This is a genomic window from Kribbella polygonati, from assembly GCF_050320105.1.
GTDB lineage: Bacteria > Actinomycetota > Actinomycetes > Propionibacteriales > Kribbellaceae > Kribbella.
The window spans coordinates 3,366,686-3,390,891 of the sequence record NZ_CP190129.1 but is presented as its reverse complement, the minus strand read 5'-3'; the positions used below and the strand labels follow the sequence as shown (position 1 = coordinate 3,390,891).

The 24,206-nt window shown below is 69.9% G+C and carries 27 protein-coding genes; 16 read left to right on the top strand and 11 right to left on the bottom strand.

What is annotated here, in order from left to right:
- Nucleotides 1-50 precede the first annotated feature (50 nt).
- Nucleotides 51-683 (bottom strand): peptidoglycan recognition protein family protein, encoded by a 633-nt coding sequence (locus tag ACQHIV_RS16155; protein ID WP_427895118.1) that lies wholly within the window; start codon nt 681-683, stop codon nt 51-53.
- Nucleotides 684-764: 81 nt separating this feature from the next.
- Here ACQHIV_RS16155 and ACQHIV_RS16150 point away from each other — a divergent pair, with 81 nt between their 5' ends.
- The gene (locus ACQHIV_RS16150; RefSeq protein ID WP_427895116.1) at nt 765-1,235 is read left to right on the top strand and encodes a hypothetical protein; all 471 of its coding nucleotides are present in this window, start codon (nt 765-767) and stop codon (nt 1,233-1,235) included.
- A complete protein-coding gene (locus tag ACQHIV_RS16145; RefSeq protein WP_427895114.1) occupies nt 1,232-2,116 on the top strand; it encodes a hypothetical protein in 885 nt (294 codons plus the stop codon). The genes ACQHIV_RS16150 and ACQHIV_RS16145 overlap by 4 nt, the downstream gene beginning before the upstream one ends.
- On the opposite strand, the gene ACQHIV_RS16140 is transcribed toward ACQHIV_RS16145, so the two are convergent.
- Nucleotides 2,042-2,449 carry a hypothetical protein gene (locus ACQHIV_RS16140; protein ID WP_427895112.1) on the bottom strand — a complete coding sequence of 136 codons (408 nt, stop codon included), beginning with the start codon at nt 2,447-2,449 and terminating at the stop codon, nt 2,042-2,044. The two genes, ACQHIV_RS16145 and ACQHIV_RS16140, sit on opposite strands and share 75 nt — an antisense overlap.
- A gap of 116 nt (nt 2,450-2,565) precedes the next feature.
- Between ACQHIV_RS16140 and glnA the strand changes: the two genes are divergently transcribed.
- Nucleotides 2,566-3,906 carry a type I glutamate--ammonia ligase gene (glnA, locus tag ACQHIV_RS16135; RefSeq protein ID WP_427895110.1) on the top strand — a complete coding sequence of 447 codons (1,341 nt, stop codon included), beginning with the start codon at nt 2,566-2,568 and terminating at the stop codon, nt 3,904-3,906.
- Here the strand turns inward: glnA and ACQHIV_RS16130 are convergent.
- Together ACQHIV_RS16130 and ACQHIV_RS16125 are read right to left on the bottom strand one after the other, a co-directional pair.
- Nucleotides 3,903-4,193 (bottom strand): YiaA/YiaB family inner membrane protein, encoded by a 291-nt coding sequence (locus ACQHIV_RS16130; RefSeq protein WP_427895108.1) that lies wholly within the window; start codon nt 4,191-4,193, stop codon nt 3,903-3,905. The two genes, glnA and ACQHIV_RS16130, sit on opposite strands and share 4 nt — an antisense overlap.
- Nucleotides 4,194-4,236: 43 nt before the next feature.
- Nucleotides 4,237-4,725, bottom strand: coding sequence for a hypothetical protein (locus tag ACQHIV_RS16125; RefSeq protein WP_427895106.1), 489 nt, complete (start codon nt 4,723-4,725; stop codon nt 4,237-4,239).
- A 201-nt stretch (nt 4,726-4,926) separates the two neighbouring features.
- On the opposite strand from ACQHIV_RS16125, the gene ACQHIV_RS16120 reads away from it, so the two are divergent.
- The 4 genes from ACQHIV_RS16120 to trmB all read left to right on the top strand — a co-directional run bounded on the left by ACQHIV_RS16120 (nt 4,927) and on the right by trmB (nt 9,439).
- Nucleotides 4,927-7,833, top strand: coding sequence for a bifunctional [glutamine synthetase] adenylyltransferase/[glutamine synthetase]-adenylyl-L-tyrosine phosphorylase (locus ACQHIV_RS16120; RefSeq protein WP_427896506.1), 2,907 nt, complete (start codon nt 4,927-4,929; stop codon nt 7,831-7,833).
- Between the two features lie 145 nt (nt 7,834-7,978).
- On the top strand, nt 7,979-8,293 hold the full coding sequence (locus ACQHIV_RS16115; RefSeq protein WP_427895104.1) for an ArsR/SmtB family transcription factor: 315 nt from the start codon (nt 7,979-7,981) through the stop codon (nt 8,291-8,293).
- Nucleotides 8,290-8,724: an SRPBCC domain-containing protein gene (locus ACQHIV_RS16110; RefSeq protein WP_427895102.1), complete on the top strand. Its 435-nt coding sequence runs from the start codon at nt 8,290-8,292 to the stop codon at nt 8,722-8,724. Before ACQHIV_RS16115 ends, ACQHIV_RS16110 begins: the two co-directional genes overlap by 4 nt.
- Nucleotides 8,725-8,734: 10 nt before the next feature.
- Nucleotides 8,735-9,439 (top strand): tRNA (guanosine(46)-N7)-methyltransferase TrmB, encoded by a 705-nt coding sequence (gene trmB / locus ACQHIV_RS16105; RefSeq protein WP_427895101.1) that lies wholly within the window; start codon nt 8,735-8,737, stop codon nt 9,437-9,439.
- Here the strand turns inward: trmB and ACQHIV_RS16100 are convergent.
- Nucleotides 9,417-11,993 carry a family 78 glycoside hydrolase catalytic domain gene (locus tag ACQHIV_RS16100; RefSeq protein WP_427895099.1) on the bottom strand — a complete coding sequence of 859 codons (2,577 nt, stop codon included), beginning with the start codon at nt 11,991-11,993 and terminating at the stop codon, nt 9,417-9,419. The two genes, trmB and ACQHIV_RS16100, sit on opposite strands and share 23 nt — an antisense overlap.
- A 124-nt stretch (nt 11,994-12,117) precedes the next feature.
- On the opposite strand from ACQHIV_RS16100, the gene ACQHIV_RS16095 reads away from it, so the two are divergent.
- From ACQHIV_RS16095 to ACQHIV_RS16075, 5 genes are read left to right on the top strand one after another with little or no spacing between them, the layout of a single operon-like run.
- The gene (locus ACQHIV_RS16095; protein ID WP_372446430.1) at nt 12,118-12,204 is read left to right on the top strand and encodes a putative leader peptide; all 87 of its coding nucleotides are present in this window, start codon (nt 12,118-12,120) and stop codon (nt 12,202-12,204) included.
- Nucleotides 12,205-12,260: 56 nt separating this feature from the next.
- Nucleotides 12,261-13,331 carry an ABC transporter substrate-binding protein gene (locus ACQHIV_RS16090; RefSeq protein WP_427895097.1) on the top strand — a complete coding sequence of 357 codons (1,071 nt, stop codon included), beginning with the start codon at nt 12,261-12,263 and terminating at the stop codon, nt 13,329-13,331.
- A gap of 12 nt (nt 13,332-13,343) precedes the next feature.
- Complete coding sequence (locus ACQHIV_RS16085) at nt 13,344-14,132, top strand: ABC transporter ATP-binding protein (protein ID WP_427895096.1); 789 nt, start codon at nt 13,344-13,346, stop codon at nt 14,130-14,132.
- Nucleotides 14,119-14,997 (top strand): ABC transporter permease, encoded by an 879-nt coding sequence (locus tag ACQHIV_RS16080; protein ID WP_427895094.1) that lies wholly within the window; start codon nt 14,119-14,121, stop codon nt 14,995-14,997. The genes ACQHIV_RS16085 and ACQHIV_RS16080 overlap by 14 nt, the downstream gene beginning before the upstream one ends.
- A 26-nt stretch (nt 14,998-15,023) precedes the next feature.
- The gene (locus ACQHIV_RS16075) at nt 15,024-15,398 is read left to right on the top strand and encodes a PLD nuclease N-terminal domain-containing protein (protein WP_427895092.1); all 375 of its coding nucleotides are present in this window, start codon (nt 15,024-15,026) and stop codon (nt 15,396-15,398) included.
- Between the two features lie 35 nt (nt 15,399-15,433).
- On the opposite strand, the gene ACQHIV_RS16070 is transcribed toward ACQHIV_RS16075, so the two are convergent.
- The 3 genes from ACQHIV_RS16070 to ACQHIV_RS16060 form a co-directional block, all read right to left on the bottom strand.
- A complete protein-coding gene (locus tag ACQHIV_RS16070; protein ID WP_427896504.1) occupies nt 15,434-15,691 on the bottom strand; it encodes a WhiB family transcriptional regulator in 258 nt (85 codons plus the stop codon).
- Between the two features lie 298 nt (nt 15,692-15,989).
- Nucleotides 15,990-16,532 carry a histidine phosphatase family protein gene (locus tag ACQHIV_RS16065; RefSeq protein WP_427895090.1) on the bottom strand — a complete coding sequence of 181 codons (543 nt, stop codon included), beginning with the start codon at nt 16,530-16,532 and terminating at the stop codon, nt 15,990-15,992.
- A gap of 38 nt (nt 16,533-16,570) precedes the next feature.
- Complete coding sequence (locus ACQHIV_RS16060; RefSeq protein ID WP_427895088.1) at nt 16,571-16,843, bottom strand: hypothetical protein; 273 nt, start codon at nt 16,841-16,843, stop codon at nt 16,571-16,573.
- A gap of 364 nt (nt 16,844-17,207) precedes the next feature.
- On the opposite strand from ACQHIV_RS16060, the gene ACQHIV_RS16055 reads away from it, so the two are divergent.
- Genes ACQHIV_RS16055 through ACQHIV_RS16045 form a run of 3 tightly spaced genes read left to right on the top strand, consistent with a single transcriptional unit; the run spans nt 17,208 to nt 21,779 of the window.
- Entirely contained in the window at nt 17,208-18,287 is a 1,080-nt protein-coding gene (locus tag ACQHIV_RS16055) for a 3-deoxy-7-phosphoheptulonate synthase (protein WP_427895087.1), read from the top strand.
- Nucleotides 18,288-18,340: 53 nt separating this feature from the next.
- Nucleotides 18,341-20,446, top strand: coding sequence for a phosphocholine-specific phospholipase C (locus tag ACQHIV_RS16050; protein ID WP_427895085.1), 2,106 nt, complete (start codon nt 18,341-18,343; stop codon nt 20,444-20,446).
- 49 nt (nt 20,447-20,495) lie between these two features.
- The gene (locus ACQHIV_RS16045; protein WP_427895084.1) at nt 20,496-21,779 is read left to right on the top strand and encodes a glycoside hydrolase family 32 protein; all 1,284 of its coding nucleotides are present in this window, start codon (nt 20,496-20,498) and stop codon (nt 21,777-21,779) included.
- On the opposite strand, the gene ybaK is transcribed toward ACQHIV_RS16045, so the two are convergent.
- Complete coding sequence (ybaK, locus tag ACQHIV_RS16040) at nt 21,766-22,254, bottom strand: Cys-tRNA(Pro) deacylase (protein WP_427895082.1); 489 nt, start codon at nt 22,252-22,254, stop codon at nt 21,766-21,768. The two genes, ACQHIV_RS16045 and ybaK, sit on opposite strands and share 14 nt — an antisense overlap.
- Nucleotides 22,247-22,996 (bottom strand): helix-turn-helix transcriptional regulator, encoded by a 750-nt coding sequence (locus ACQHIV_RS16035; protein WP_427895080.1) that lies wholly within the window; start codon nt 22,994-22,996, stop codon nt 22,247-22,249. Before ACQHIV_RS16035 ends, ybaK begins: the two co-directional genes overlap by 8 nt.
- A 74-nt stretch (nt 22,997-23,070) precedes the next feature.
- Between ACQHIV_RS16035 and folE the strand changes: the two genes are divergently transcribed.
- Nucleotides 23,071-23,682, top strand: a complete 612-nt coding sequence (folE, locus tag ACQHIV_RS16030; protein ID WP_427895078.1) for a GTP cyclohydrolase I FolE — start codon at nt 23,071-23,073, stop codon at nt 23,680-23,682.
- A gap of 25 nt (nt 23,683-23,707) precedes the next feature.
- Here folE and ACQHIV_RS16025 read toward each other — a convergent pair whose 3' ends face one another.
- On the bottom strand, nt 23,708-24,031 hold the full coding sequence (locus ACQHIV_RS16025; protein WP_344198067.1) for a hypothetical protein: 324 nt from the start codon (nt 24,029-24,031) through the stop codon (nt 23,708-23,710).
- Nucleotides 24,032-24,206: the final 175 nt, after the last annotated feature.

Here is a 24,206-nt window from a genome sequence, read left to right as displayed (position 1 = left end):
CGTCCGGGTGCTGTCACCCAACGGTCGGAGCACCCACCGTCACTTTGACATCAGCCGAGCAGAACGGCCGCGACCCGGTCCCGCAGCTCCGGCAGCCGGGCGTAGAACACGTCGCCCGGGCACTGGGTCGTGTTGTAGTCGCGGTGCCCGACGATCGCCGTGTGCGGGTCGAGGCCGTACTTCGTGCACAGCCAGGCGCACGTCAGTACCGACATGTCGAACAGCGCGACCGGTACGTCCTCGCTGACGTAGATGCCTTCGTGCTCGATCCCGATCGTGTGGCTGTTGTTGTTCGCGGTCTGCGCACCGAGCACGTTCTTGCCGGTGTTGATCGCGGGCAGCGACTGGCTGCGGCCCTCCATCAGGAAGCCGCCGCGGCTGATCGTGAGCTGGTTGCCGATGTCGATCCAGCCGTTGGTGTCCATGTGCAGGTCCTGGATCCAGTGCTGGACCTTGTACGCCGCGGCCAACGAGTAATCGGTGACGTTCGGGCTCGCGGTGTGGTGGATGACGATGTGGTCGGGCTTGCCGATCACCTGGGTGGGGGACTTGGGCGGGCGCGCCGACCACTCGGTGCGCGTGTAGCAGCGCGGCGCCGGCGCCGCGTGTGCTGCTGTCGGCAGGGTGATGCCGCCGAGCAGTACGCCGCCGGCGCTCGCGCCGAGCAGGGTACGCCGGGACACCCGGGCACGTTGGATATTTTCTGGGGCGGTCATGTATAGGAAAATTCCCTACGCGCGGGGCCTCCAAACCGGAATGGTGTAATGGCGGGCGTGACTGACGGTGAACACGTGCGACTGGGGCGGGTCGGCAAGGGAGTACGGATCGCGGTCGCGGTCGCCGGCGTCGGCCTGCTGATCAACGGATCGGTCCGCGCCAGCGACGACGCGTGGCCGTTCGGCCCGATGTCGCAGTACGCGATGTCGGTCCCGGACGACGCGACGATCGACTACACCCGGATCAGCGCGGTCACCGACGCCGGTACGACGGTCGACGTACCGCTGAACATCGAGGGCGCCGGGGTCGCGCGCGCCGAGATCGAGGCCCGCGCCGGGGAGATCCAGAAGAACCCGTCGCTGCTCCAGCAGGTCGCGGACGGGTGGGCGCGCAAGCACCCGGACAAGCCGAAGTACGTGAAGCTGCAACTGATCCGCGACACGACCCAGCTGGTGGACGGCCGCGTCGACGGACCGCCGGCCTCGCAGGTCCTGGCGACCTGGGAGGCACGCCGATGAACTGGTTCACTCCCGCGATCGCGGTGGCGCGGATCGCCTGGCTGCGGACGATCCTGTACCTGTTCGTGATCCTGGACATGCACGCGTTCGTCCGGGACACCCGCGACAAGGGCGAGCACCCCGGGCTGTACCAACCGTTGCTCTTGGCCCGTTTGCTCGACCTTCCGAAGCCGTCGGTCGCCAACACCACCGCGCTGTACGTCGTGCTCGTCGTCGCCTGCCTGATCGCCGCGACGAACCGGTTCCCGCGGATCGCCGGCTGGATCGTCGCGCCCGCGTTCACCTGGTGGGTGCTGATCGGGATGAGCGACGGCAAGGTGGACCACGACCACCTCGCGCTCGTGATCGCGTTGTGGGTGCTGCCGACGGTCGGCCGGGCGTCGTACGGCGATCAGACGACGTCGGAGGCGGCCGGGTGGGTGATCCGGTGCGTCCAGCTGTGCGTGATCGCGACGTACTTCCTGTCCGCGGTCGCGAAGCTGCGCAGTGCCGGGTGGGCGCTGACCTGGCCCGGGAGCGCCGTACTGACGTGGGCGATCGTGCGCCGGCCGCACCCGGTCGGGGAATGGTTGCTGCACTATCCGTGGATGCTGCACGTGATGCAGTGGGTCGGCATCGTCGGGGAGTTCTGCTCGCCGGTGATCCTCTGGCTCAAGGGCCGCTGGCAACTGTTCGGGGCGCTGTTCTTCCTCGGGTTCCACGCGGCGAACACGGCGATCCTGCTGATCCATTTCCTGCCGACAGTGGTGTGCTGGCTCGCGTTCGCGCCGCTGGAGCGGATCGTGCCGTGGTGGCAGGCCCGGCGGTCAGACCGCGATGCCCGACAGGCCGAAGACCAGCCCGAACACGGCCGGCAGGCCGAGCAGCAGGCCGGCGCGTAGCTTGAACCGGCGCCCGCCGGGGCCCGGGGTCCGGACGACCCGGGACAGCACGGCACCGGCGTACCCGAAGACCAGCGCGGCGAGCAGGATCTGCCGGGTCGGCAGGTCGGTGGCGTCCTGATGCCGCAGCCCGAGCGTCACCAGGCCAGGGCAGCAGAACGCGACCATGCCGAACCCGAGCTCCGGGATCGGCAGCCACCGGCGGCCGAGGACGTCCCGCTCGGCCGGTCGTTTCCGGCGCAGCGACTGGACGAACCGCGCGGTGCCGACGATCAGGTCGCTGAGGCAGAGCACACCGGCCACGATCAGGGCGGCGTGGAAGATCGTCTGCACGAACAGACACGCTAGGCCCTGAACGGTGCGCTGTCCGGACGGGCACGTAACGTCTGCTTAACAAGCGCGGGGCACACTGTGAGAAGTCTCCGCAGACCCGGACGAGAGGTGGACTGATGGACAAGCAGCAGGAGTTCGTGCTGCGCGCGCTGGAGGAGCGCGACGTACGCTTCGTGCGGCTCTGGTTCACCGACGTACTCGGGTTCCTGAAGTCGGTGGCGGTGGCGCCGGCCGAGCTGGAGAGCGCGTTCGCGGAGGGGCTCGGGTTCGACGGGTCGGCGATCGAGGGGTTCGCCCGGGTGACCGAGGCCGACATGCTGGCCAAGCCGGACCCGTCGACGTTCCAGATCCTGCCCTGGCGCGGCGAGACGATGGGCACCGCGCGGATGTTCTGCGACATCAACATGCCGGACGGGTCCGCGTCGTTCGCCGACCCGCGGCACGTGCTGAAGCGGACGCTGTCGAAGGCCGCCGACCTCGGGTTCACGTTCTACACGCACCCGGAGATCGAGTTCTACCTGTTCAAGTCGCTCACCGGCGCGCCCGGTACGACGCCGGAGCCGGTCGACTCGTCGGGGTACTTCGACCACACGCCGCAGGGGATCGGCAACGACTTCCGCCGCGAGGCGATCACGATGCTCGAGTCGATGGGCATCTCGGTCGAGTTCAGCCACCACGAGGGCGGGCCGGGCCAGCAGGAGATCGACCTGCGGTACGCCGACGCGCTGTCGACCGCCGACAACATCATGACGTTCCGCGTCGTGGTGAAGGAGGTGGCGCTGTCGCAGGGCATCTACGCGTCGTTCATGCCGAAGCCGCTGTCCGACCAGCCAGGGTCGGGGATGCACACCCACATGTCGCTGTTCGAGGGCGACCGGAACGCGTTCTTCGAGGGTGGCGCGCAGTACCAGCTGTCCAAGACCGGGCGGGCGTTCATCGCCGGGCTGCTGCACCACGCCGGCGAGATCACCGCGGTGACGAACCAGTGGGTGAACTCGTACAAGCGGCTCGCGGTCGGCGACGAGGCGCCGTCGTTCGTGTCCTGGGGGCACAACAACCGGTCCGCGCTGGTCCGGGTGCCGATGTACAAGCCGCACAAGGGCCAGTCGTCGCGGGTCGAGTTCCGGTCGCTCGACTCGGCGGCGAACCCGTACCTCGCGTTCGCGCTGATGCTCGCCGCCGGCCTGAAGGGCATCGAGGAGGGGTACGAACTGCCCGCGGAGGTCGAGGAGGACATCTGGTCCCTCACCTCCCGCGAGCGCAAGGCCCTCGGGATCAAGCCGCTGCCGGGCAGCCTGGCGGAGGCGATCAGCGCGATGGAGGACAGCGAACTCGTCGCCGAGACCCTCGGCGAGCACGTCTTCGACTTCTTCCTCCGGAACAAGCGCGCCGAGTGGCTCGACTACCGCCGCCAGGTCACCCCGTTCGAGCTGAACAAGCTGCTGCCAGTCCTCTAGGCGGCGTCGACCTTGAACGGGTCGTGTTCGGTGAGGAGTTTGTCCAGGCGGGCCTGGTCGACGCGGCTGCTGACCTCGGAGACCTCCTGGCGGTCGCGGACCACCTTGCAGAGCACGACCGTCGAGGTGACGACGTACAGCAGGCCGAGGGTGAGGAAAGCGCGCACCCACGGTGCGGCCGGGAGGTAGACCAGGCCGATCGCCATCGAGGTCAGCGAGATGCCGAACGAGGCGACGGCCTGGGCGTAGAACGCTGCGGTCTGCTGGGGCTGGATGCGTTTCGTCATGCACCGATCGTCGGGGCTGCCGACGGGCGGCGCATGAGCAGAATCACTCAGTCAGTTGTAGGTCCGAGCCATGCGTCGACGTCCAGCGCGCGGCCGCGGTGGAGTGCCGGTACGGCGGTTCCGCGGGCGCCGGGGCGTCGGCGTCGTACCGGACCACCGGATAGTCCGGTACGGCGGGGGCGGCCGGCGTACTGTCGTCGGACAGTGGAGTGACCTCCTCGACGGTGAGGAGGCCGACCGGGCGTACGCCTTCGGTGAGCACCACGATGCAGCCGGGGATCACCTGCTGGGCGCGGTTTCCCTTGCCGGGCACGAGAATCCCCTCGGCGGGCGTCCGCCAGGCGCCGGGCGCGAACCGGCGGAGCGCGACCCCGGCCTGCCCGTCCTCCGGGGTCCGCGGCGGCAGATAGGCTGTCGCGGTGTAGTCGTAGTCGTAGTCCGGTTCCGGCGGCCCGGACACGCGTCCGCCCTGCTGGGGCGTCAACCACACCACCGTGCCGCGCACGGCGAGCGAGCCCGTCATCATGACCATGGACAGCCATCATGCCGACTACTCAGCGAATCCGCTACACGACACCGTGTATTCCTTGCAATCCAGTTGAGACTTTCCCCGACCGCCGGTTCGGGACGGCGCGCGGTTGGGTAGCCTGCGGGGGTGGCTGAGGGTCGGAGAGGGTCGTGGGAGGGACGGCTGGTCCGGCTCGGGTTCGAGGACCCGCGACGGGCGGCCGGCATGCTGGAGAACCTGGACGCCCTCGACTCGCACAGCCCGATGGCGACCGAGCAGCTGATCACGACGCTGTCGGAGTGCGCCGACCCGGACCTCGCGCTGCTCGGGCTCTGCACGATGGCCGAGGCGCTGCACCGGCACGGGCACGACATCGCCGCGTTCGCCCGCACGCTCGAGATGGACGCCGACTTCCGCCGCCGGCTCGTCTACGTACTGGGCGCCAGCGAGGCGCTCGGCCGGCACCTCAGCGTGCACCCGCGGCACTGGTACGACCTCGCCGATCCGGCCCTGGCCGGCACCCGGCCGACGCTCGACGACGTCGCGGCCCGGCTCGCCACCGCGATCGACGCGGACAGTCCGATCGACGCGCTCCGGGTCGAGTACCGGCGGCTGCTGCTCCGGCTCGCGGCCCGTGACCTCGCCGAGGGCCTGCTCGTCGACGAGGTCGCCGCCGTCCTCGCGGACCTCGCCGGCGGCGCCCTGGAGACCGCGCTGCACATCGCCCGGAACGAGTACTTCGCCGCGCACCCCGGCGCCGCCGACTGCCGGCTCGCGATCATTGCCATGGGCAAGTGTGGTGGCCGGGAGCTCAACTACGTCAGCGATGTCGACGTACTGTTCGTCGCCGAGCCGCTGGAGGGCGACCCGGAGGCTCCGGCGCTGAAGACCGCGACCCAGCTGGCCGCAGCCGCGATGCGGATCTGCTCGGCGCACACCGGCGAAGGCACGCTCTGGCCGGTCGACGCCGCACTCCGGCCCGAGGGCAAGTCCGGCCCGCTGGTCCGCACACTCGACAGCCACCTCGCGTACTACCAGCGCTGGGCGAAGACCTGGGAGTTCCAGGCGCTGCTCAAGGCCCGCCCGGTGGCCGGCGACGCCGCGCTCGGCCGCGAGTACACCGAGAAGATCGGCGACCTGGCCTGGTCCGCCGCGGACCGGGAGGGCTTCGTCGACGACGTCCAGGCGATGCGCCGGCGCGTCATCGACCACATCCCGGCCGCGGACGTCGACCGGCAGCTGAAGCTCGGCCCGGGAGGGCTGCGCGACGTCGAGTTCGCCGTACAGCTCCTGCAGCTCGTCCACGGCCGCAGCGACGAGTCGGTCCGCAGCGGTACGACGCTGGTCGCGCTGGAGGCCCTGACGAAGAGCGGGTACGTCGGCCGCACGGACGGCGCCGTCCTCGCGGACGCGTACCGCTTCCTCCGGTCGATGGAGCACCGCATCCAGCTGTACCGCCTCCGCCGTACCCACCAGGTCCCCGACGACGAGGCCGACCTGCGCCGGCTCGGGCGCTCGCTCGGCTTCACGAAGAACCCGGTCACCGACCTCACCGCCGCGTGGAAGAAGCACGCGCTCGAGGTACGCCGCCTGCACGAGAAGCTGTTCTACCGCCCGCTCCTCGCCGCGGTCGCGCGGATCCCGGGGGACGAGGTACGGCTCACGCCCGAGGCGGCGAAGCAGCGCCTGACGGCCCTCGGGTACGTCGACCCCGCGTCGGCGCTGCGGCACATCGAGGCGCTGTCCGAAGGGGTGTCGCGGCGCTCGTCGATCCAGCGGGCGTTGCTGCCCGCGATGCTCGGCTGGTTCGCGGAGTCGCCCGACCCGGACGCCGGGCTGCTGGCGTTCCGGACGATCTCGGACGCACTCGGCTCCACGCCGTGGTACCTGCGCCAGCTCCGCGACGAGGGCGCGTCCGCCGAGCGGCTCGCCCACCTGCTGGCCAGCGGCCGGTACGCCGTCGACCTGCTGCAACGCGCCCCCGAGGCGACCGCGATGCTCGCCGACGAACGCGAACTGACGCCCCGCACGCTGGACGGGCTGCTGACCGAGATGTCGGCGGCCGCCCGCCGGCAGGACGCACCGGAGGCGGCGATCGCCGCGATTCGCGCCGTACGCCGGCGTGAACTGTTCCGTACCGCGGCCGCCGACCTGTCCGGCGAGCTGGACGTGGAGGCCGTGGGGGAGGCGCTGACCAACATCTCGGTCGGCACGCTGACGACCGCTCTCGAGGTCGCGCGCAAGGCCGTCGCGAAGGGCGAGCCCGAGCCGACGCGGATGTCGATCGTGGCGATGGGACGGTTCGGCGGGCACGAGCTCGGGTACGGCAGTGACGCCGACGTGATGTTCGTGCACGACCCGCTGCCGGGCGCGGACGAGAAGCAGGCGACCGACTTCGCGATCCAGGCGGCGACCGAGCTGCGCCGGATGCTCGCGCTGCCCGGGGCCGATCCGGCGGTCGCGATCGACGCGGACCTCCGGCCGGAGGGCCGGCAGGGTCCGCTGGTCCGGACGCTCGCGTCGTATGCCTCGTACTACGCACGCTGGTCGGCGGTGTGGGAGGCGCAGGCGTTGTTGCGGGCCGATCCGTTGTGCGGGGACGCGGACCTCTGTCGGTCGTTCCGCGACCTGATCGACCCGCTGCGCTACCCGGAGAACGGGATCAGTGAGCGGGACGTGATGGAGATCCGCCGGATCAAGGCACGGGTCGACGCCGAACGCCTGCCGCGGGGCGCCGACCCGGCCACCCACACCAAGCTCGGCCGCGGCGGGCTGGCCGACATCGAGTGGACGGTCCAGCTGCTCCAGCTCCGCGAGGCGCACCGCGTGCCGACCCTCCGGACCACCCGGACCCTCGGCGCGCTCCGGGCCGGCGTCGAGGCGAACCTCGTCGACCCGTCCGAGGCGGACACGTTGAGCGCCGCGTGGGAGATGGCCAGCCGGATCCGGAACGCGATCATGCTGGTCCGCGCCCGCCCCGGCGACTCGCTCCCGCAGGACCCCCGCGACCTGGCCGCGGTCGCCCGCATCTGCGGCTACCCGCCCGGCGAGTCCGGCCGCTTCGCCGACGACTACCTGCGCACCACCCGCCGCGCCCACAACACCGTCGCCCACCTCTTCTGGGACGACTGACCCGTACCGAAGAACGGGTAGTACTCCCGCTCCGGCGCCGTTCTGGGCAGGTCCCCCGCCTGCGCCCGCGCGCCGGAGCCGACCACTACCCGTCCTTCGGTACGCAGCATTGACAGGCAACCTTTTAGTTGCCTATTGTCGGGGTGTGGAGCTGGTGTTCAAGGCGTTGGCCGACGAGGGGCGGCGGCGGTTGCTGGATGCTCTGCGGGAGCGGAACGGGCAGAACCTGCAGGAACTGTGTGAGCTGCTGCCCGAGCTGACCCGGCAAGGCGTCACCAAACACCTGCGGATCCTCGAGGACGCGAACCTCGTCGTCACGGTCAAGCGCGGCCGGCACAAGCTCCATTACCTGAACCCGGTACCGATCAACGAGATCGCCGAACGGTGGCTGAGCAACTACGAGCGCGACAAGCTCCGCGCCCTCAGCGCCCTGAAGGCAGCCCTGGAGGAGAACCTATGAGCAAACCGGCCATGATCCACCTGACCTACATCCAGACCACTCCGGAGAAGTTGTGGGCGGCCCTCACCTCGGGGGCGTTCACCCAGCTGTACTGGTTCGGCCGCCGGATCGAGTCCGACTGGACCGTCGGCTCGCCGGTCCGGTTCTACGACAGCGCCGACGACAGCCTCACCGACTCCGGCGAGGTCCTGGTGTACGACGAGCCGAAGACGCTCGCGTACACCTTCAAGAACGAGGTCTCCACCGGCGAGCAGATCCCGAGCCGGGTCACGTTCACGATCGAGCCACGCAGCGAAACCGTGGTGAAGCTCCAGGTCGTGCACGACGAGATCGCCGAGGACACCGTCGAGGGCTGGCGCAACGGCTGGGGCCCGATCCTCGCCAACCTGAAGACCTACCTCGAGACCGGGCGCACCTTGCAGTTCTCGTAGAATCCACCTGGTGGGAGCAACGGATCAGGTCAGGCAAGCGGGTGTGTTCAGCACCGTTCGCCGCAGTGTGCGGATGACGGCTGGGCAGCAACGCGTCTGGGAGTCGCACTGGCCGGAGCTGGGGCGCACCCAAGAGGACCTGCCGACCGGCGTCGTCGACCTGGGCGAGTGGTTCGGCCGGGAAGCGCCGACCGTGCTGGAGATCGGTTCCGGGATGGGTGAGGCGACCGCCCAGCTCGCGGTCGCCGCCCCGGAGGTCAACCACCTGGCCGCGGAGGTCTACCCGGCCGGTCTCGGCCAGCTGATGCTCTGGGTGGAGAAGTACGACCTCGAGAACGTCCGCCTGCTGCAGGGCGACGCGCTCGACTTCCTGCGCGACCACGTCGCCCCGGGCACGCTGGCCGGCGTACGGGTCTACTTCCCGGACCCGTGGCCGAAGAAGCGGCACCACAAGCGCCGCCTGGTGACGGCGCCGTTCGTCGCGCTGATCGCGTCCCGCCTGCAGCCTGGCGGAACGTTGCACCTGGCAACGGACTGGGCGGACTACGCGGACCGGATGCTGGAGATCGGCGCCGCCGAGCCGTCGCTGCGCAACTCGTATGACGGCTGGGCCCCACGCCCCGAATGGCGGCCGGTGACCAAGTTCGAGTCCCGCGCCCAGGCGGAAGGCCGCGACGTCCGCGACCTCCTGTTCACGAAGCGGACCGGCTCGTGAACGACCACCGCCCGGCGCCGACGGTGTAGACGGTGTACCCGTCCGCGGAGGACGACGATCCGGCGTACGACCGCGGTACGGCGTCCACGTCGGCCGCCCGCGCCGACGGGACGTACACCTCGGCCCTCGTACCGACCGGGACCTGCACGTCGAGCGAGAGCACGCTCCCCGTCTGCTGCCACGAGACCGCCACCCGTCCGCGGATCGTCTCGGTGCGGATGCTCGCCGAGTCCACCTCGGCGCGCGCGTCCGGCCGTACGACGATCCGCTCGCAGCCGGCGTCGACCACCCGCAGCCCGGCGACGTTCTCGAAGATCCACTGCACGACCGTGCCCTGGAAGTAGTGGTTGCGCGACCGCGAGTCGTCCTCCCACTTCTCCCACATCGTGTCCGCGCCGAGGTCGAACCAGTACCCCCAGCTCGGGTAGCTACGTTGCAGCGCGACCTTCGTCGCCACGTCGCCGTACCCGTGCGCGGTCAGTACCGGCAGCAGGACGCCGACGCCGAGACACCCGGTGTTCAGGTGGAATCCGCGCGCAGTCACGTCCGCCGCCAGACCCTCGGCGACCTTCGCGACCAGGTCGTCCGGCACGATCCCGAACGCCAGCGGGACCGCGTTCGACGTCTGCCGGTAGTCCGGGTCGTCGGCCGACCGGTACCGGCCGGCCTCGCGGTCCAGGAACGCCCGGTTCAGCCCGTTCGCGAGCTCACCCGCCGCCTTGTGGTACTCGTTGGGCTCTCCAATCACCGCGCCGATCTCGGCCGCCACCACGCACGCCCGGTAGAGGTACGCCGTACCCGTCAGCCGCCGGTCCTCCGGCGCCGGGCCGTCGCCGAACCCGGGCGGCAGCCAGTCGCCGAGCACGCTCACCGACAGCCCGTCCTCGACCCGGTCCAGCTCCCAGGCGAGGTACCGGGTCAGCGAGTCCCAGTGCTCGCGCAGCAGCCGGTCGTCGCCGTACCAGCGGTACATCTCGCGGAGCAGGAACGGGTAGACCGTCGGCCACTCGGTCGCGGGGGAGAGGTCGGTGAAGCCCCACCCGCTGGTCGGCACGATCACCGGCAGCTGACCGGAGTCCGCCTGGCTGTCGCGGATGTCGCCGAGCCACTTGGTGAAGAACCGGGCCAGGTCGAGGGTCGCGAGCATCGTCGGCGTACCGACCTGCGCGTCGCCGGTCCAGCCGTTCTTCTCGAAGTACGGCGTGTCCGTCGGGATGCCGTGCAGGTTGCTCAGGATCGTCCGCCGCATCGCGTGCTCGAACTGCTCGTACGGCGGCTGCGACGACTCGAAGCTGGTCACCGCCGCGACGTCGGAGTTCACCACCCGCATCCGCAGCCGGGCCGGCGCCCCTTCGAGCTGCACGTACCGGAAGCCCTTGTAGGAGAACCGCGACTCCCAGGTCTCGACGCCGGTGCCGGCCGCGATGTACTCGTCGCGCTGGATCCGGTCGCCGTCGACGTGCACGTTCCAGGCCGCCACGTTGCCGTCGGCAACCGTCTCGCCGTGCGTCAGCGTGATCGTGGTGCCGGCCGCCGCGGTCACCTCGAGCTCGGTCCAGCCGGCCACGGTGCGGCCGAAGTCCGCGATCCAGACGCCCGGCCGGACCTCGGTCACCTCGACCGGGTCGACCGTCTCGATCACCCGGATCGGCTCGTGGGCCTGCGCCCGCAGCGTCCCGCGAGGTGCCTCGACCACCGTGGCCGCGGACCACGACGCGTCGTCGAAGCCGGGCGCGTCCCACCCGGGCAGCGCGCGGCGGGCGTCGTAGGTCTCGCCGGTGTACAGCGAGTCGGACAACGTCGGCCCGCCGGTGATCCGCCACGCCTCGTCCGTGACCACCTCGGCCACCCGGCCGTCGTCGTACTCGATCACGAGGCGTGCGACCAGCCGCGGGTCGGCCGTCCACGGGGTGTCGTGCCAGCGCCAGACGTTCACCGAGGTCAGCCCGAAGAACCCGCGCCCGAGCTCGGCCCCGACGACGTTGTCACCTGCCTGTAGCAGGCCGGTGACGTCGTGGGTCACATACAGAACGGTGCGGTCGTACGCCGTGAAGCCCGGATCGAGGACCGCGTCGCTCACCGCGTGACCGTTCAGCCGCAGGTCGGCGTACCCGAGGCCGCTCGCGTACAGCCGCGCCCGCCGGACCGTCCCGTCGACCGCGAACCCGCGCCGGAGCAGCGGTGCCGACTGTGTCGCCCCGCCGATCCACTGTGCGGTCCCGAACCCCTCGTCGAGCAGCCCCGTCTCGAACCACGACGGCTCGGCCCAGTCGCCCTCGTTCAGCCGGACGGTCCAGTGGTACCGCGTCCGCGCCGCGGCCGGCCCGTCGTACGCGATCCCGAAGGTCTTCGCCGACTCGACCTTGCCCGAGTCCCACACGTCGGCGCGCTCCGGCGTCAGCAGCTCCGGCGCGGACGCGACCAGCACCTGGTACGCCGTCTGCGTGGCGCCGTACCCGGGCGCGTCGGCGACCCAGCTGAAGCGCGGGCGCGGTACGTCGACGCCGAGCGGCTGAACGGCGTACTCGGTCCTGAGGGAGCGTGGAGTCAGCACGCTGACGACCGTATGAGCGGGTTCCGCGCGGTTCAACCCTTGTGACCGCATCCGGCATTCGATTTCTCGTCTCACATCGCGAAACCAGAGCAGGTTGCTTGACTTTGTCCGCTTTCATAGTCCTATGCAGATCATCACCAACGCGCCCGGAGACGCCCTCACCCGGCGCCGGCACGTCGATCTGCTGCGCGTGAACTCGGCAGGTTGTTGACCGGCGGCGCCGCTCCAGCCCCCGTCACAACCACCTCCGAGACCAAAGGGTCCCTCGTGCGTATCTCCGCCATTCGCCCGTTCCGCCTGCTCGCCGCCACCCTCGCACTCACCGCCGCCGCGGCGGGTTGCTCCCGCGCCGGGGGCAGCGACGCCACCCAGGCCGCCTCGTCCGACAAGGGCCCCGCGACCGAGCTGCGGCTCGGCTACTTCCCGAACGTCACGCACGCCGCCGCGCTGATCGGCCTCGGCAAGGGCCTGTTCGCCAAGGAGCTCGGCACCACCAAGCTCGTGCCGACCAAGTTCAACGCCGGCCCCGAAGAAGTCGGCGCGCTGCTCGGCGGCTCGCTGGACGCGGGCTTCATCGGCTCCGGCCCCGCGATCAACGCGTACGCGAAGTCGAACGGCGAAGCGGTCCGGCTGATCGCCGGTACGACGTCCGGCGGCGCGCAGCTCGTGGTGAAGCCGTCGATCACCAAGCCCGCGGACCTGATCGGCAAGACCGTCGTCACACCGCAGCTCGGCAACACCCAGGACGTGTCGCTGAAGAAGTGGCTCGCCGGGCAGAACCTCACCGGCAAGGTGAAGGTCACGAACCTGGAGAACGCGCAGACGCTCGACGCCTTCAAGAAGGGCGACGTCGACGCGGCCTGGCTGCCCGAGCCGTGGTCGTCGCGGCTCGTCCTGGACGCCGGCGCCAAGGTCCTGCTCGACGAGGCCTCGCTGTGGCCGAACGGGAAGTTCCCGACCACGGTGCTGATCGTCCGTACGCAGTTCCTGCAGGAGCACCCGGAGACCGTGAAGGCCCTGCTGACCGGGCTGGTCGCCGCGATCGACTTCAGTACGGCGAACACCGCCGACGCGAAGACCGTCGTGAACGCGCAGCTGAAGGCGGCGACCGGCAAGGCGCTGAAGCCGGCCGTCATCGACCGCGCGTTCGAGCACATCCAGATCACCGCGGACCCGGTCGCGAGCACGTTCCCGCAGCTGGCCAAGGACCAGGTCACCGCGGGCATCGCCAAGCAGGCGCCGAACGTCGCCGGCTTCGCGGACCTCGGCCCGCTGAACGCAGTACTCGCCAAGGCGGGCAAGCCCGCCGTCGACGCCGCCGGCCTCGACGCAAAGTAGGGGAGTGGGGACATGACCGTGACCGTGGATGCTGATGTGTCGACCCGGCCGGATCAGTTGAGCCCGGTGCGGTTTCACCAGGTGGGCAAGGCGTTCGGCAGCGGCCGCAAGGCGGTGGTCGCGCTGGACGGCGTGGACCTCGAGGTGCGCGGCGGCGAGTTCGTCTGCCTGCTCGGCGCGTCCGGGTGCGGCAAGTCCACGCTGCTGAACCTGGTCGCCGGCCTCGACCGGCCGACCGCCGGGACGATCGAGCTGAACTCGTCGCGGCCCGCCGTCGTGTTCCAGGAGGCCGCGCTGATGCCGTGGCTGACGGCGGCCGGGAACGTCGAGCTTCCGTTGCGGATGGCCGGCGTACCCAAGGCGCAGCGGCGGGCGAAGGCCGCCGAGTTGCTCGAGTTGGTGCGGCTCAAGGGCCTCGGCGACAAGCGCCCGCACGAGCTGTCCGGTGGCATGCGGCAACGGGTCGCGCTGGCCCGTGCGCTCGCCTCGACCACCGACAGTGCGGATGCGGGCAAGCCGTCGTTGCTGCTGATGGACGAGCCGTTCTCGGCGCTCGACGCGATCACGCGCGACGTCCTGCAGGGCGAGCTGCTGCGCATCTGGCGCGCCACCGGTACGGCGATCCTGTTCGTCACGCACGACGTCCGCGAGGCCGTGCGGCTCGGGCAGCGCGTCGTACTGCTGTCGTCGCGGCCGGGGCGCGTGGTCCGTGAGTGGGATGTCGAGGACGACACGCCCGCGACGGTCGACGAGATCAACACCGCGCTGCGAAAGGTGATCAGCAGCCATGCCGCAGCTTGACCTGCAGGAAGAGGACGCGGTCGAGGCCGGCCTCGACGCGCTCGACACGCCGGTGCACGCGGTCGAGGGCTCACGTCTCCGCCGGATCGCCGCGCGCGTCCTGCCGCCGATCGGCGCGATTGTTCTCTTCGTGGCGATCTGGCAGGCGTTGTGGGCGGCGGCGTTCTGGCCCGAGTACAAGCTGCCCGCGCCGGCCGCGGTGTGGAGCCAGCTCTGGCAGGTCCTGTCCAGCGGCGACATCCTCGGGCTGTTCTGGGTGTCGGTGCACCGGGCCGTGATCGGCTTCGCGTTCTCGCTGCTGATCGCCGTACCGCTCGGGCTCGCGATCGCGAACCTGCCGGTGGTACGCCGTGGCATCGGGCCGCTCGTCTCCGGACTGCAGAGCCTGCCCTCGGTGGCGTGGGTACCGGCCGCGATCCTGTGGTTCGGGATCAACGACCGCGCGATCTACTGGGTCGTGCTGCTCGGCGCGGTGCCGTCGATTGCGAACGGGCTGGTGTCCGGGCTGGACCAGGTGCCGCCGATCCTGCCGCGGGTCGGCAAGGCCCTCGGCGCCGGGCGCTGGGGCGGCATCCGGTACATCCTGCTGCCGGCCGCGCTGCCCGGGTTCCTCGGCGGCCTCAAGCAGGGCTGGGCGTTCTCGTGGCGGTCGCTGATGGCGGCGGAGCTGATCGCGACCTCGCCCGAACTCGGCGAGGGCCTCGGCCAGTTCCTGCACAACGGCATGTCGCTGTCCGACATCTCGATGGTGTTCGCCGGCATCGTGCTGATCTTCGTGGTCGGCGTCGGCATCGAACTGCTCGTCTTCCGCCCGCTCGAGAACAGCGTCCTCCGCGCGCGGGGACTCACCGCTTCCGCACGCTGAGACACCACGGGCCGTACTGTTGGACCGTGGTTCGATTCCTGCCGTTCCTGATCAGCCTGGTGCTGACCGTGTACGCGCTGTTCTCCTGCATCCAGACGCCCGACGAGGACGTGCCGCACCTGCCGAAGCTGGTGTGGATCATCCTGATCGTGTTCGTCCCGTTCGCCGGGCCGATCGTCTGGCTGCTGATGTCGCGCACCCAGGTCAGCCGTCCGGAGGCCGCCGTACGACGGCCCGCGTCGCCACCGGCTTCCCGGCCGATGGCGCCCGACGACGATCCGGACTTCCTCAAGTCGCTGGACCGCTACCGGGACCCGCGGACGACCGTGCAGCCGCCGGAGCCCGAGGAGAAGCCCAAGGACGTCGACCCGGACACCGAGGCGGACGACGGTAAGGCCTGATTCGCACAGGCCTCACAGCGTCGGCGAAGAACCGGCTACGCGGACTTGCGGTGCTCGGGCAGGACGGGGTTGTCGCGCTCGGACTCCGTGGTGCCGCCCCAGACGCCGTACGGCTCACCGACCGAGAGCGCGTGCTGCCGGCACTCGGGCTGGACCGGGCAGGTGCCGCAGAGCGACTTGGCCACCATCTCGCGAGCGCGTTTGCGAACGCCACGCTCCGATTCGGGTGAGAAGAAGAGCTCCGGGTTCACATCCCGGCAAGCAGCTTGTGACTGCCAGTCCCACAGATCCATGAGCGGGCGGGGCAGGCGAGGCATCCCTCTCGACATGGCAACCTCCTTGACTCACCGTGAGCGCGGACGGGCGCTCGGTGAAAACTATGCTCATCTCTTACGTAGTTCAACCCTTGTTGTCTCGAAGTTCGGGCGCATCGTTACCGCGGAGAGCCGACAGGGGGACGTCGCGGGCCGTAATCGGCGGTTTTCAGGCGGAAAGCGTGTTCACGTCATCAGAAGATGTGACATAGGTCACTTTAACGGTGCAAAGTCGTCTGCACGTGCAGATGCCCAGGCGCCGTTTCAGGCGGGGATTTCAGGCCTCGTAGCGGTAGTACTCGTGGGCTCCGTGCGCGGTGTCCTTCGCGCCGGTCAAGGCCCGGATCACCGTCGCGTGCGTCACTACGAGTACCGGTCCGTCGGTGCTGGCCGTGTGCCGGGCGAGCGCGTCGAGGGCGCGTTCGCGGACCCGGGACAGCGGCTCCCACGGGCGCTGGATGCCTTCCGGCCACTCGCCGTCGTACGCCTCCAACTCGGCCTGTGCGGCGCGGACGTCGGCGGCGCTGCGCCACAGCCCGGTGTGGTCCGGGAGCCAGTCGCGGAGCTCGTGGTCGACCTTGACGCCGAGCGCGAGCCGGTGGCCGATGATCGCGGCGCTCTGCAGAGCGCGGGTGAACGGCGAGCTGACCAGGTACGTCGCGCGGATGCCGGAGAGCAGGTCCGCGAGCTCCTCGGCCTGCTTCCTGCCGACGGCGGTGAGCGGGGCGGAGTCGGCCGCCATGCCGGGCCAGCCGCGAGAGTCGATCGGCGCGTAGTCCGGCTCACCGTGCCGGACCAGGTAGATCTGCGTCACGGGCATGGGCGCTGCCTATGGTGGATCTGGATCACGGCCACGTTCTACCTCAGATGTCGGGCCCCTGCCCATCCACGAGGGTGGCCGGGCGGCGGCGTGAGCGGATCTGGGACGGCGTTCGCGGACCGGACCTGGTGGAGTTCCTCGAACAGGTTGCCCGGCGGCCTCGGAGCGTCGATCCAGCGGATCTCGGTCGCGCCCTGGTGGCCGTGCACGGCCAGGATGGACTCGACGTTCGGCCAGACGGCGGTCGCCGGGTTGTCACCGCGCCAGCGCAGGGCCACCGAACCGTCGGTGAACTCACACCCTTCCGCCACCACACCCGTCCCCGACACACCACTGGGATCCCGGTACCGAACCAGCTCGAAGGTCCGCGGCCTCACCACCTGTTGCAACTCCCCGCTGTCTCGACCCGTCTTGCAGCAGTCAACGAAGGCACCCACCCGATGGTTACTGGTCGGTGGTTCTCGGTGATGGTGCTATCGTCGTTCCCGTGAAGCGCAGCTATTGGCGATTTTTTGAGTGGCCGGCCTTGGTGCCGGGCGACTCAGCCGATCGCTGACGCCCACCGCAGACACCAGAGCCGGCACGAAGGCAAGGACAACCGTCCTTGCCTTTTCTCGTATCTCCAGCCGGCTGCCTGCGCTGCAACGCGAGCGGACCGGCGGAAAGGTCCCCACCATGAACACCCTGCCGAAACCGGGCGAGCAGACCCGCGTCGTCGACCGACGGATCGAGAAGACCGTCCCGTTGGTCACCCCGCAGGCGCTGCACGACGAGTTCCCGCTCGGTGACGAGCTCGCCCGTACCGTCGCCGCCGGCCGCCAGGCGGTGACCGACGTGCTCAACGGCACCGACGACCGCCTGCTGGTCGTCGTCGGCCCGTGCTCGGTGCACGACGCCGACGCGGCCCTCGAGTACGCCGAACGCCTCGCGCCGGTCGCGGAGCGGCTGTCCGACGGGCTGCTGGTCGTGATGCGGGTGTACTTCGAGAAGCCCCGCTCGACGCTCGGCTGGAAGGGCCTGATCAACGACCCGGGGCTGGACGGCTCCGGCGACGTGAACCGCGGGCTGCGGATCGCCCGCAAGCTGCTCGTCCAGGTCACCGAACTCGGCCTCCCGGTCGGCTGTGAGTTCCTCGACCCGATCACGCCGCAGTACATCGCCGACACCGTCGGCTGGGGCGCGATCGGTGCGCGGACCGTCGAGAGCCAGGTGCACCGGCAGTTGTCGTCGGGTCTGTCGATGCCGATCGGGATGAAGAACCGGCCCGACGGTTCGATCGCCACGGCGGTCGACGCGATCAAGGCGGCCGCCGTACCGCACGTCTTCACCGGCATCGACCACGACGGTGCGCCGGCGATCCTGCACACCCGTGGGAACCCGGACTGCCATCTCGTACTGCGTGGCTCGGACAGCGGGCCGAACTACGACGCGTCGTCGGTCGCCGGGGCCGTCGAGCTGCTCCGCAAGGGCGGGCTGCCCGAGCGGGTCGTCGTCGACGCGAGCCACGGCAACAGCCGCAAGGACCACAAGCGCCAGCCGATCGTGGCGGGGGAGATCGGCGCCCAGGTCGCGGCCGGCAACCGGGCGATCGTCGGCGTGATGCTGGAGTCCTTCCTCCAGGAGGGCCGGCAGGACCTCGACCCGACCCGAGAACTCACCTACGGCCAATCGATCACCGACGCGTGTATGGGGTGGAACACCACCGTCTCCACCCTGGAGAACCTCCACGACGCGGCGATCGCCCGCCGCGGATAGCTGTTCATCTTTGTGTCTAGCGGTGGCTACAGGGTGCCCTTAAGGTCCGGACCATGACTGACATGTCCCGGCGCCTGGTGCTCGGTTCGGTGGCGGGTGGGGCGGCGGTCTCGCTGCTCCCACCGTCGCTGCACACCGCGATGGCGCAACCTGTCCGGCGTGGTGGGCTGGGCGCGATCGAGCACGTGATCGTGCTGATGCAGGAGAACCGCTCGTTCGACCACTACTTCGGCACGCTCCGCGGTGTCCGCGGGTACGGCGACCGCCGCCCGCTCCGGCTGCGCAACGGCAAGAGCATCTTCCACCAGTCGAACAGCAGCGGCGGCGAAGTGCTCCCGTTCTCGCTCCGCAAGGCGGCGGCGGACGCGGGCCGCGACCTGGACGACATCCAGTACCTCGACGCGCTGGCGCACGAATTCGGCGACGCCACCCAGGCCTGGGCCGGCGGCTGGAACGACGACTGGGTCCAGGCGAAGACCGCCGCCACGATGACCCACTACGAGCGCGAGGACATCCCGCTGCAGTACGAGCTCGCCGAGACGTTCACGATCTGCGACGCGTACCACTGCTCGATCAACGGCTCCACCAACCCGAACCGGACCTACCTCTGGTCCGGCACGGTCGGCTACGAACCCGGTACGACGGAACGCGCGGTCACGAACGCGGCGTACGAGTACGACCACGCCGGCTACGAGTGGACGACGTACCCGGAACGGCTGGAGCAGGCCGGCGTCTCCTGGCAGATCTACCAGGAGTGGGACAACTTCACCGACAACGCGGTCGAGTACTTCAGGACCTTCAAGGACGTCGGCCACAAGATCCTCGCCGACGTCCCGGGCGGGTACCGGACCACCGAGGAGTTCTACGACAAGCTGTTCGCGAAGAGCGAGGCCGAGCGGGCCGTCGCGCTGCAACAGTTGACGGCGGCCGTGGACAAGCTGCCGGCCGCGGACCAGAAGCTGTTCCGCAAGGCGATGTACCGTTCCGAGCCGGAGTCGCTGGTGCCGCGGCTGCGCGCCGACATCATGGCCGGCACGCTTCCGCAGGTGAGTTGGCTGGTCCCGTCGTCGGTCGACTCCGAGCACCCCGGCTCCTCCACCCCGATCGCCAGCGCGAACCTGATCTACGACGTCCTGGACGCGATCGCCGCCGACCCGGAGACCTGGTCGAAGACCGTGCTGTTCGTGAACTTCGACGAGAACGACGGGTTCTTCGACCACGTACCGCCGCCGGTCGCGCCGCGGCCGCCGTCCGGCGCGGGCGACGACTGGTACGCCGGCCGGCCGATCGGCCTCGGCCCCCGGGTCCCGATGACGGTCGTCTCCCCGTGGACGGTCGGCGGGCACGTGAACTCGCAGGTCTTCGACCACACGTCGGTACTGCGGTTCCTCGAGGAGTGGACCGGTGTCCGCGAGCCGAACATCAGCACCTGGCGCCGGACCGCGTGCGGCGACCTGACGTCGGCGTTCGACTTCGACCGCGGCTACCGGCAGCCGTCCGTCGAGAAGCCCGGCCCGGTGCCGGCGCCGGTCGACCGCTGGCACCCGTCGCCGCCGGCCGACCAGGCGCTCCCGGTGCAGGAGACCGGTCGCCGTCCGGCCCGCGCACTCCCTTACGGGCCTTCGGTTTCGGGTTCGGTGGCCGACGGCAAGCTGATGCTTGCCCTCAGCAACCACGGTGCGCAGTCGGTGCACTTCACCGTCTACCCGTACGGCGGCGAGCTCCCGGCGCCGACCCACTACGACGTACATCACGCGGCCGCGGACAAGACCCCCGGCGGCACGCCGACCCTGGTGGAAATCCCGGTGAACGGCCCGTTCGAACTGGCGGTCCAAGGCCCGAACCGCTTCTGGGTGGAACTGGCAGGCTCGTCCTCCGGCGAAGCAGCAGGCCTCGACGTACGCATCGAGAACCGCGCCGGCGCCCTCCAGCTCCACCTGGTCAACACGTCCCGCAAACAGCTGACGGTGAAGCTGAAGGCCGCCGACTACGGCACCAAGACGACCACACTCGAACTGCGCGGCAAGCAGTCCCGCCCGCTCTTCTGGCCGACCGACCACGGCTGGTACGACGTCGAGGTCACCACCACCGACGACCCGACGTACCGACGCCGCCTCTCCGGCCACCTGGAAACCGGCAAACCAGGCGTCACCGGCTGACACGCGCCGAACTCGCGACGGCGGTCCTCCACCGGCAATCTGATTGCCTATGAAGGACTACGACGAAGACAACCGGGGCCAGTTCCACTTCAGCAGCCGTCGTGGCTGGATGAACGATGTGAACGCGCCGCTGTACTACCGCGGCGTGTACCACCTCTACTTCCAGCACGCCCCGGACAGCCTGGTCTGGGACACGATGCACTGGGGGCACGCGACCAGCACCGACCTCGTGCACTGGGAACAACGGCCGGTCGCGCTGGATCCGAAGGTTCATCCCGGCGACCTGTGGTCCGGCGGTGGTGTGGTCGACCTGGCGAACACGAGTGGGCTGAAGAACGGCGACGAGGACCCGATCGTCGTGTACTCCGGGACGAACGGCGTCACGGTCTTCTACAGCCTGGACGGCGGCGACACGTTCACGGCGTACGCCGGAGGGAAGGCGGTCGTCACGCCCGGCGGCACGAGCCGCGATCCGAAGGTGTTCCGGGATCCGGTGTCGGAGACGTGGGGCATGGTCGTGTGGTCGGACGAGGGCGGGAACGGGGTGGACTTCTACACGTCACTCAACCTGCTCGACTGGACGTTCGCGTCGCGGTACCGGGCGGATTGGCTGTTCGAGTGCCCGAACCTGATCCGGATGCCGATCGGCGGCGGGTACCGGTGGGTGCTGCACGCGGGGAGCGGCGAATACTACGTCGGCGACTGGGACGGTACGACGTACACGAGCGAGTGGGGCGTCCCGCGGAAGCTCAACCAGACGAAGACCTTCGCGGGGAGCGGGTACTACGCGGGGCTGACGTTCGAGAACATGCCGGACGGGCGGATCGTGTCGATGGCGTGGCAGGGGGAGAACAAGGGGCCGGTGTGGACCGGCAACGCGTCGTTCCCGGTCGAGTTGCGGCTGGCGGAGACGATCGACGGACTGCGGGTCGTCTGCGCTCCGATTGCCGAACTTGCCTCGCTGCGCGTCGGCACGGAGATTCAGCGGGACCTGGTGGTGGAGGACGGTGCGCGGCAGTTCGCGACCGGCAGCACCTACGAGCTGGAGGCCGTCATTGACGTCAGCCAGGCGAGGCAGGTCACGCTGAAGGTGGGGCGTGAGGTGACGTACGACGTGGCGAGGCAGGCGCTGGACGGCGCCACGCTGCCGGCGACCGACGGCCGGATCAACCTGCGGCTACTGGTCGATCGCGATCAGCTGGACGTCTTCGGGAACGACGGTGTGGTCTATCAGAGCTACAACGTTCGTCCGACCGAGTTGGAGCTGGTCGCCGAAGGGCGGGTGGTCGTGGAGGAGCTGACGGTCCACCGGCTCGGGTCTATCTGGCGATAGCCGCCGTGCGGGCCCGCGTCACCGTGATCAGGTCGGCGGGGGCCAGACCGATGTCGAGACCGCGGCGGCCGCCCGACACGTAGACGGTCGGGTGGTCGGCGGCGGTGGCGTCGACGACCGTGGGCAGGGCGCGTTTCTGGCCGATCGGGCTGATCCCGCCGACGACGTACCCGGTGCTGCGCTCGGCGGCCGCCGGGTCGGCCATGACGGCCTTCTTCCCGCCGGCCGCGGCCGCGATCGCCTTCAGGTCGAGCTGTTTCCCGACCGGTACGACGCCGACCGTGAGCTTGCCGTCCACCTCGACGAGCAGCGTCTTGAACACCTGCTCCGGATCCAGCCCGAGCGCCTCCGCGGCCTCCAGCCCGTACGACTTCGCCGCCGGGTCGTGCTCGTACGCGTGCGTCGTGAACTCGACCTTCGCCTTGGTCAACGCGACCGTCGCCGGCGTCCCTTGGCTCTGCTTCGCCTTAGCCACGGGTCGACTGTACGAGACGCACACAGCAATGCCCCGGCGTGGGTGCGAGCTCCGCCTCGTAGTCCGCCCCGAGTCCGGCAACCATCCCCGCAACCAGGTGCAGGTTCATCCCACAAACCAACTGCGGATGCTCCTTCACCAACCGCCGAAACGGACAGTTGGCCAACGCGATCCCACCCCCCTGCACCCGAGGCTCGAACCCCGCCACCCCAAGCACCCCCACCAAATCCTCCACCCCGCCACCGCCGACGCCCCCGCCACCGCCGACGCCCCCACCACCGCCTGCGTCTCCACCAGCACCCGACGCCTCTTCGCCTGTGGCGGTGTGGGCGAGTTCTTTGCCGTACTGGTAGGCGCGGCGGTTGGCCGCTTCCCGGGGGGTGACGGTGCCGGACTCGGCGTCCTGGATGGCCGCGGCGAGGAGTTGGCCGGCGACGGCGTACTGGCGTTCCGGGAGGGTGATCTCGATCTCGCGGTCGGAGCGGTGGTAGAGCTTCGCGGGACGGCCCGCGCCCGGACCGGTGCGACCGGTACGCCGCTCGAAGCACGTCTCGAGCAGGCCCTCGTCGGTCAGCCGATCCAGGTGGAACGCGGCGGTCGTCCGCGGGATCCCGAGCGCGCTCGCGGCGTCGTCGCGGCTGACCGGCTCGGCGTGCGTGACGACGTACTCGTAGAGCCGGCGCCGGGTCGGCTCCTCGAGTACGGCGACCGCCTGGACGGCGGCATCGCGCGAGGTGTCCACGGAATGATTCTATCGACAACTTCGGTTGGCAGAACAGTATGATGGCAGTTCGCTGATACCTCAGGAGAGTGCAGATGGCGATCTCGGCCGACCTCGAGTCCGTCCCGCTCCACATCGTTGCCCGCCGGGAGCAGATCGACCTGCCGGCCGCGCAGCGTGCCGTCGCGGACCTGTTGACCGCGCTCGGGCGCGATCCGCAGAGCGCACACCTCGCGGACACCCCGCGCCGGGTCGCGAACGCGTACGCCGAAATGCTCACGCCGCGGGAGTTCGAGCTCACCACGTTCCCGAACGACGAGGGGTACGACGAACTCGTGCTCGCCAAGGACATCCCCGTGCAGTCGCTGTGCGAGCACCACCTGCTGCCGTTCCAGGGCGTGGCGCACGTCGGCTACCTGCCCGGCGACCGCATCCTCGGGCTGTCGAAGCTGGCCCGCGTGGTGGAACTCTTCGCGCGCGACTTCCAGGTGCAGGAGCGGCTGACTAAGCAGGTCGCGGACTGGCTGCAGGACCACCTGGACCCGAAGGGCGTCGGCGTGGTGATCGAGGCCGAGCACCAGTGCATGTCGTTGCGCGGCGTCCGGGCGACCGGTTCGCGGACCGTCACCTCCGCGCTGCACGGCACCCTGCGCGAGAACCCCAGCTCCCGCGCCGAGTTCTTCGCCCTGACCGGCCTCACCCCGTAGGCGGCCAGTCCGAAGATCCGGTGTGTCAGGCCGAGGCGGCGGCGGGTGTGTTGTGGTGGGTGCGGCGGCCGGTGGCGAGAATGTGGGCGACCTCGCCGGGCAGCAGGTCGGTGCCCGGGACGGGTTCCATCTCGGAGACGTCCAGCCAGCGCACGACGGTGGCGCCGTGGTGGCCGTGGACGGCGAGGATGGAGTCCAGGTCCGGCCAGACGGCCGTCGAGGGGTTCGCGCCGTGCCAGCGCAGTGCGACCGAGCCGTCGGTGAAGACACAGCCTTCGGCGACGACGCCGGTTCCGGAGACCCCGCTGATGTCGGCGTAACGGACGAGTTCGAACGTCTGGGGTTTCACCGGCGACACCCCGTGTGGCGTATGAGAGCTGCCATGATCCTTTCCCCGTAGTGGTGGCGTGGGTGGGCTCTCGCCACAAACCGGGGACGTGTACAGAGTGTCAGCGGGGAAGAACGGTCTGTAGCGACTCATCTTCTGTTCTCAAGCTAGAACCAAACCCCCTGAACACGCCAGA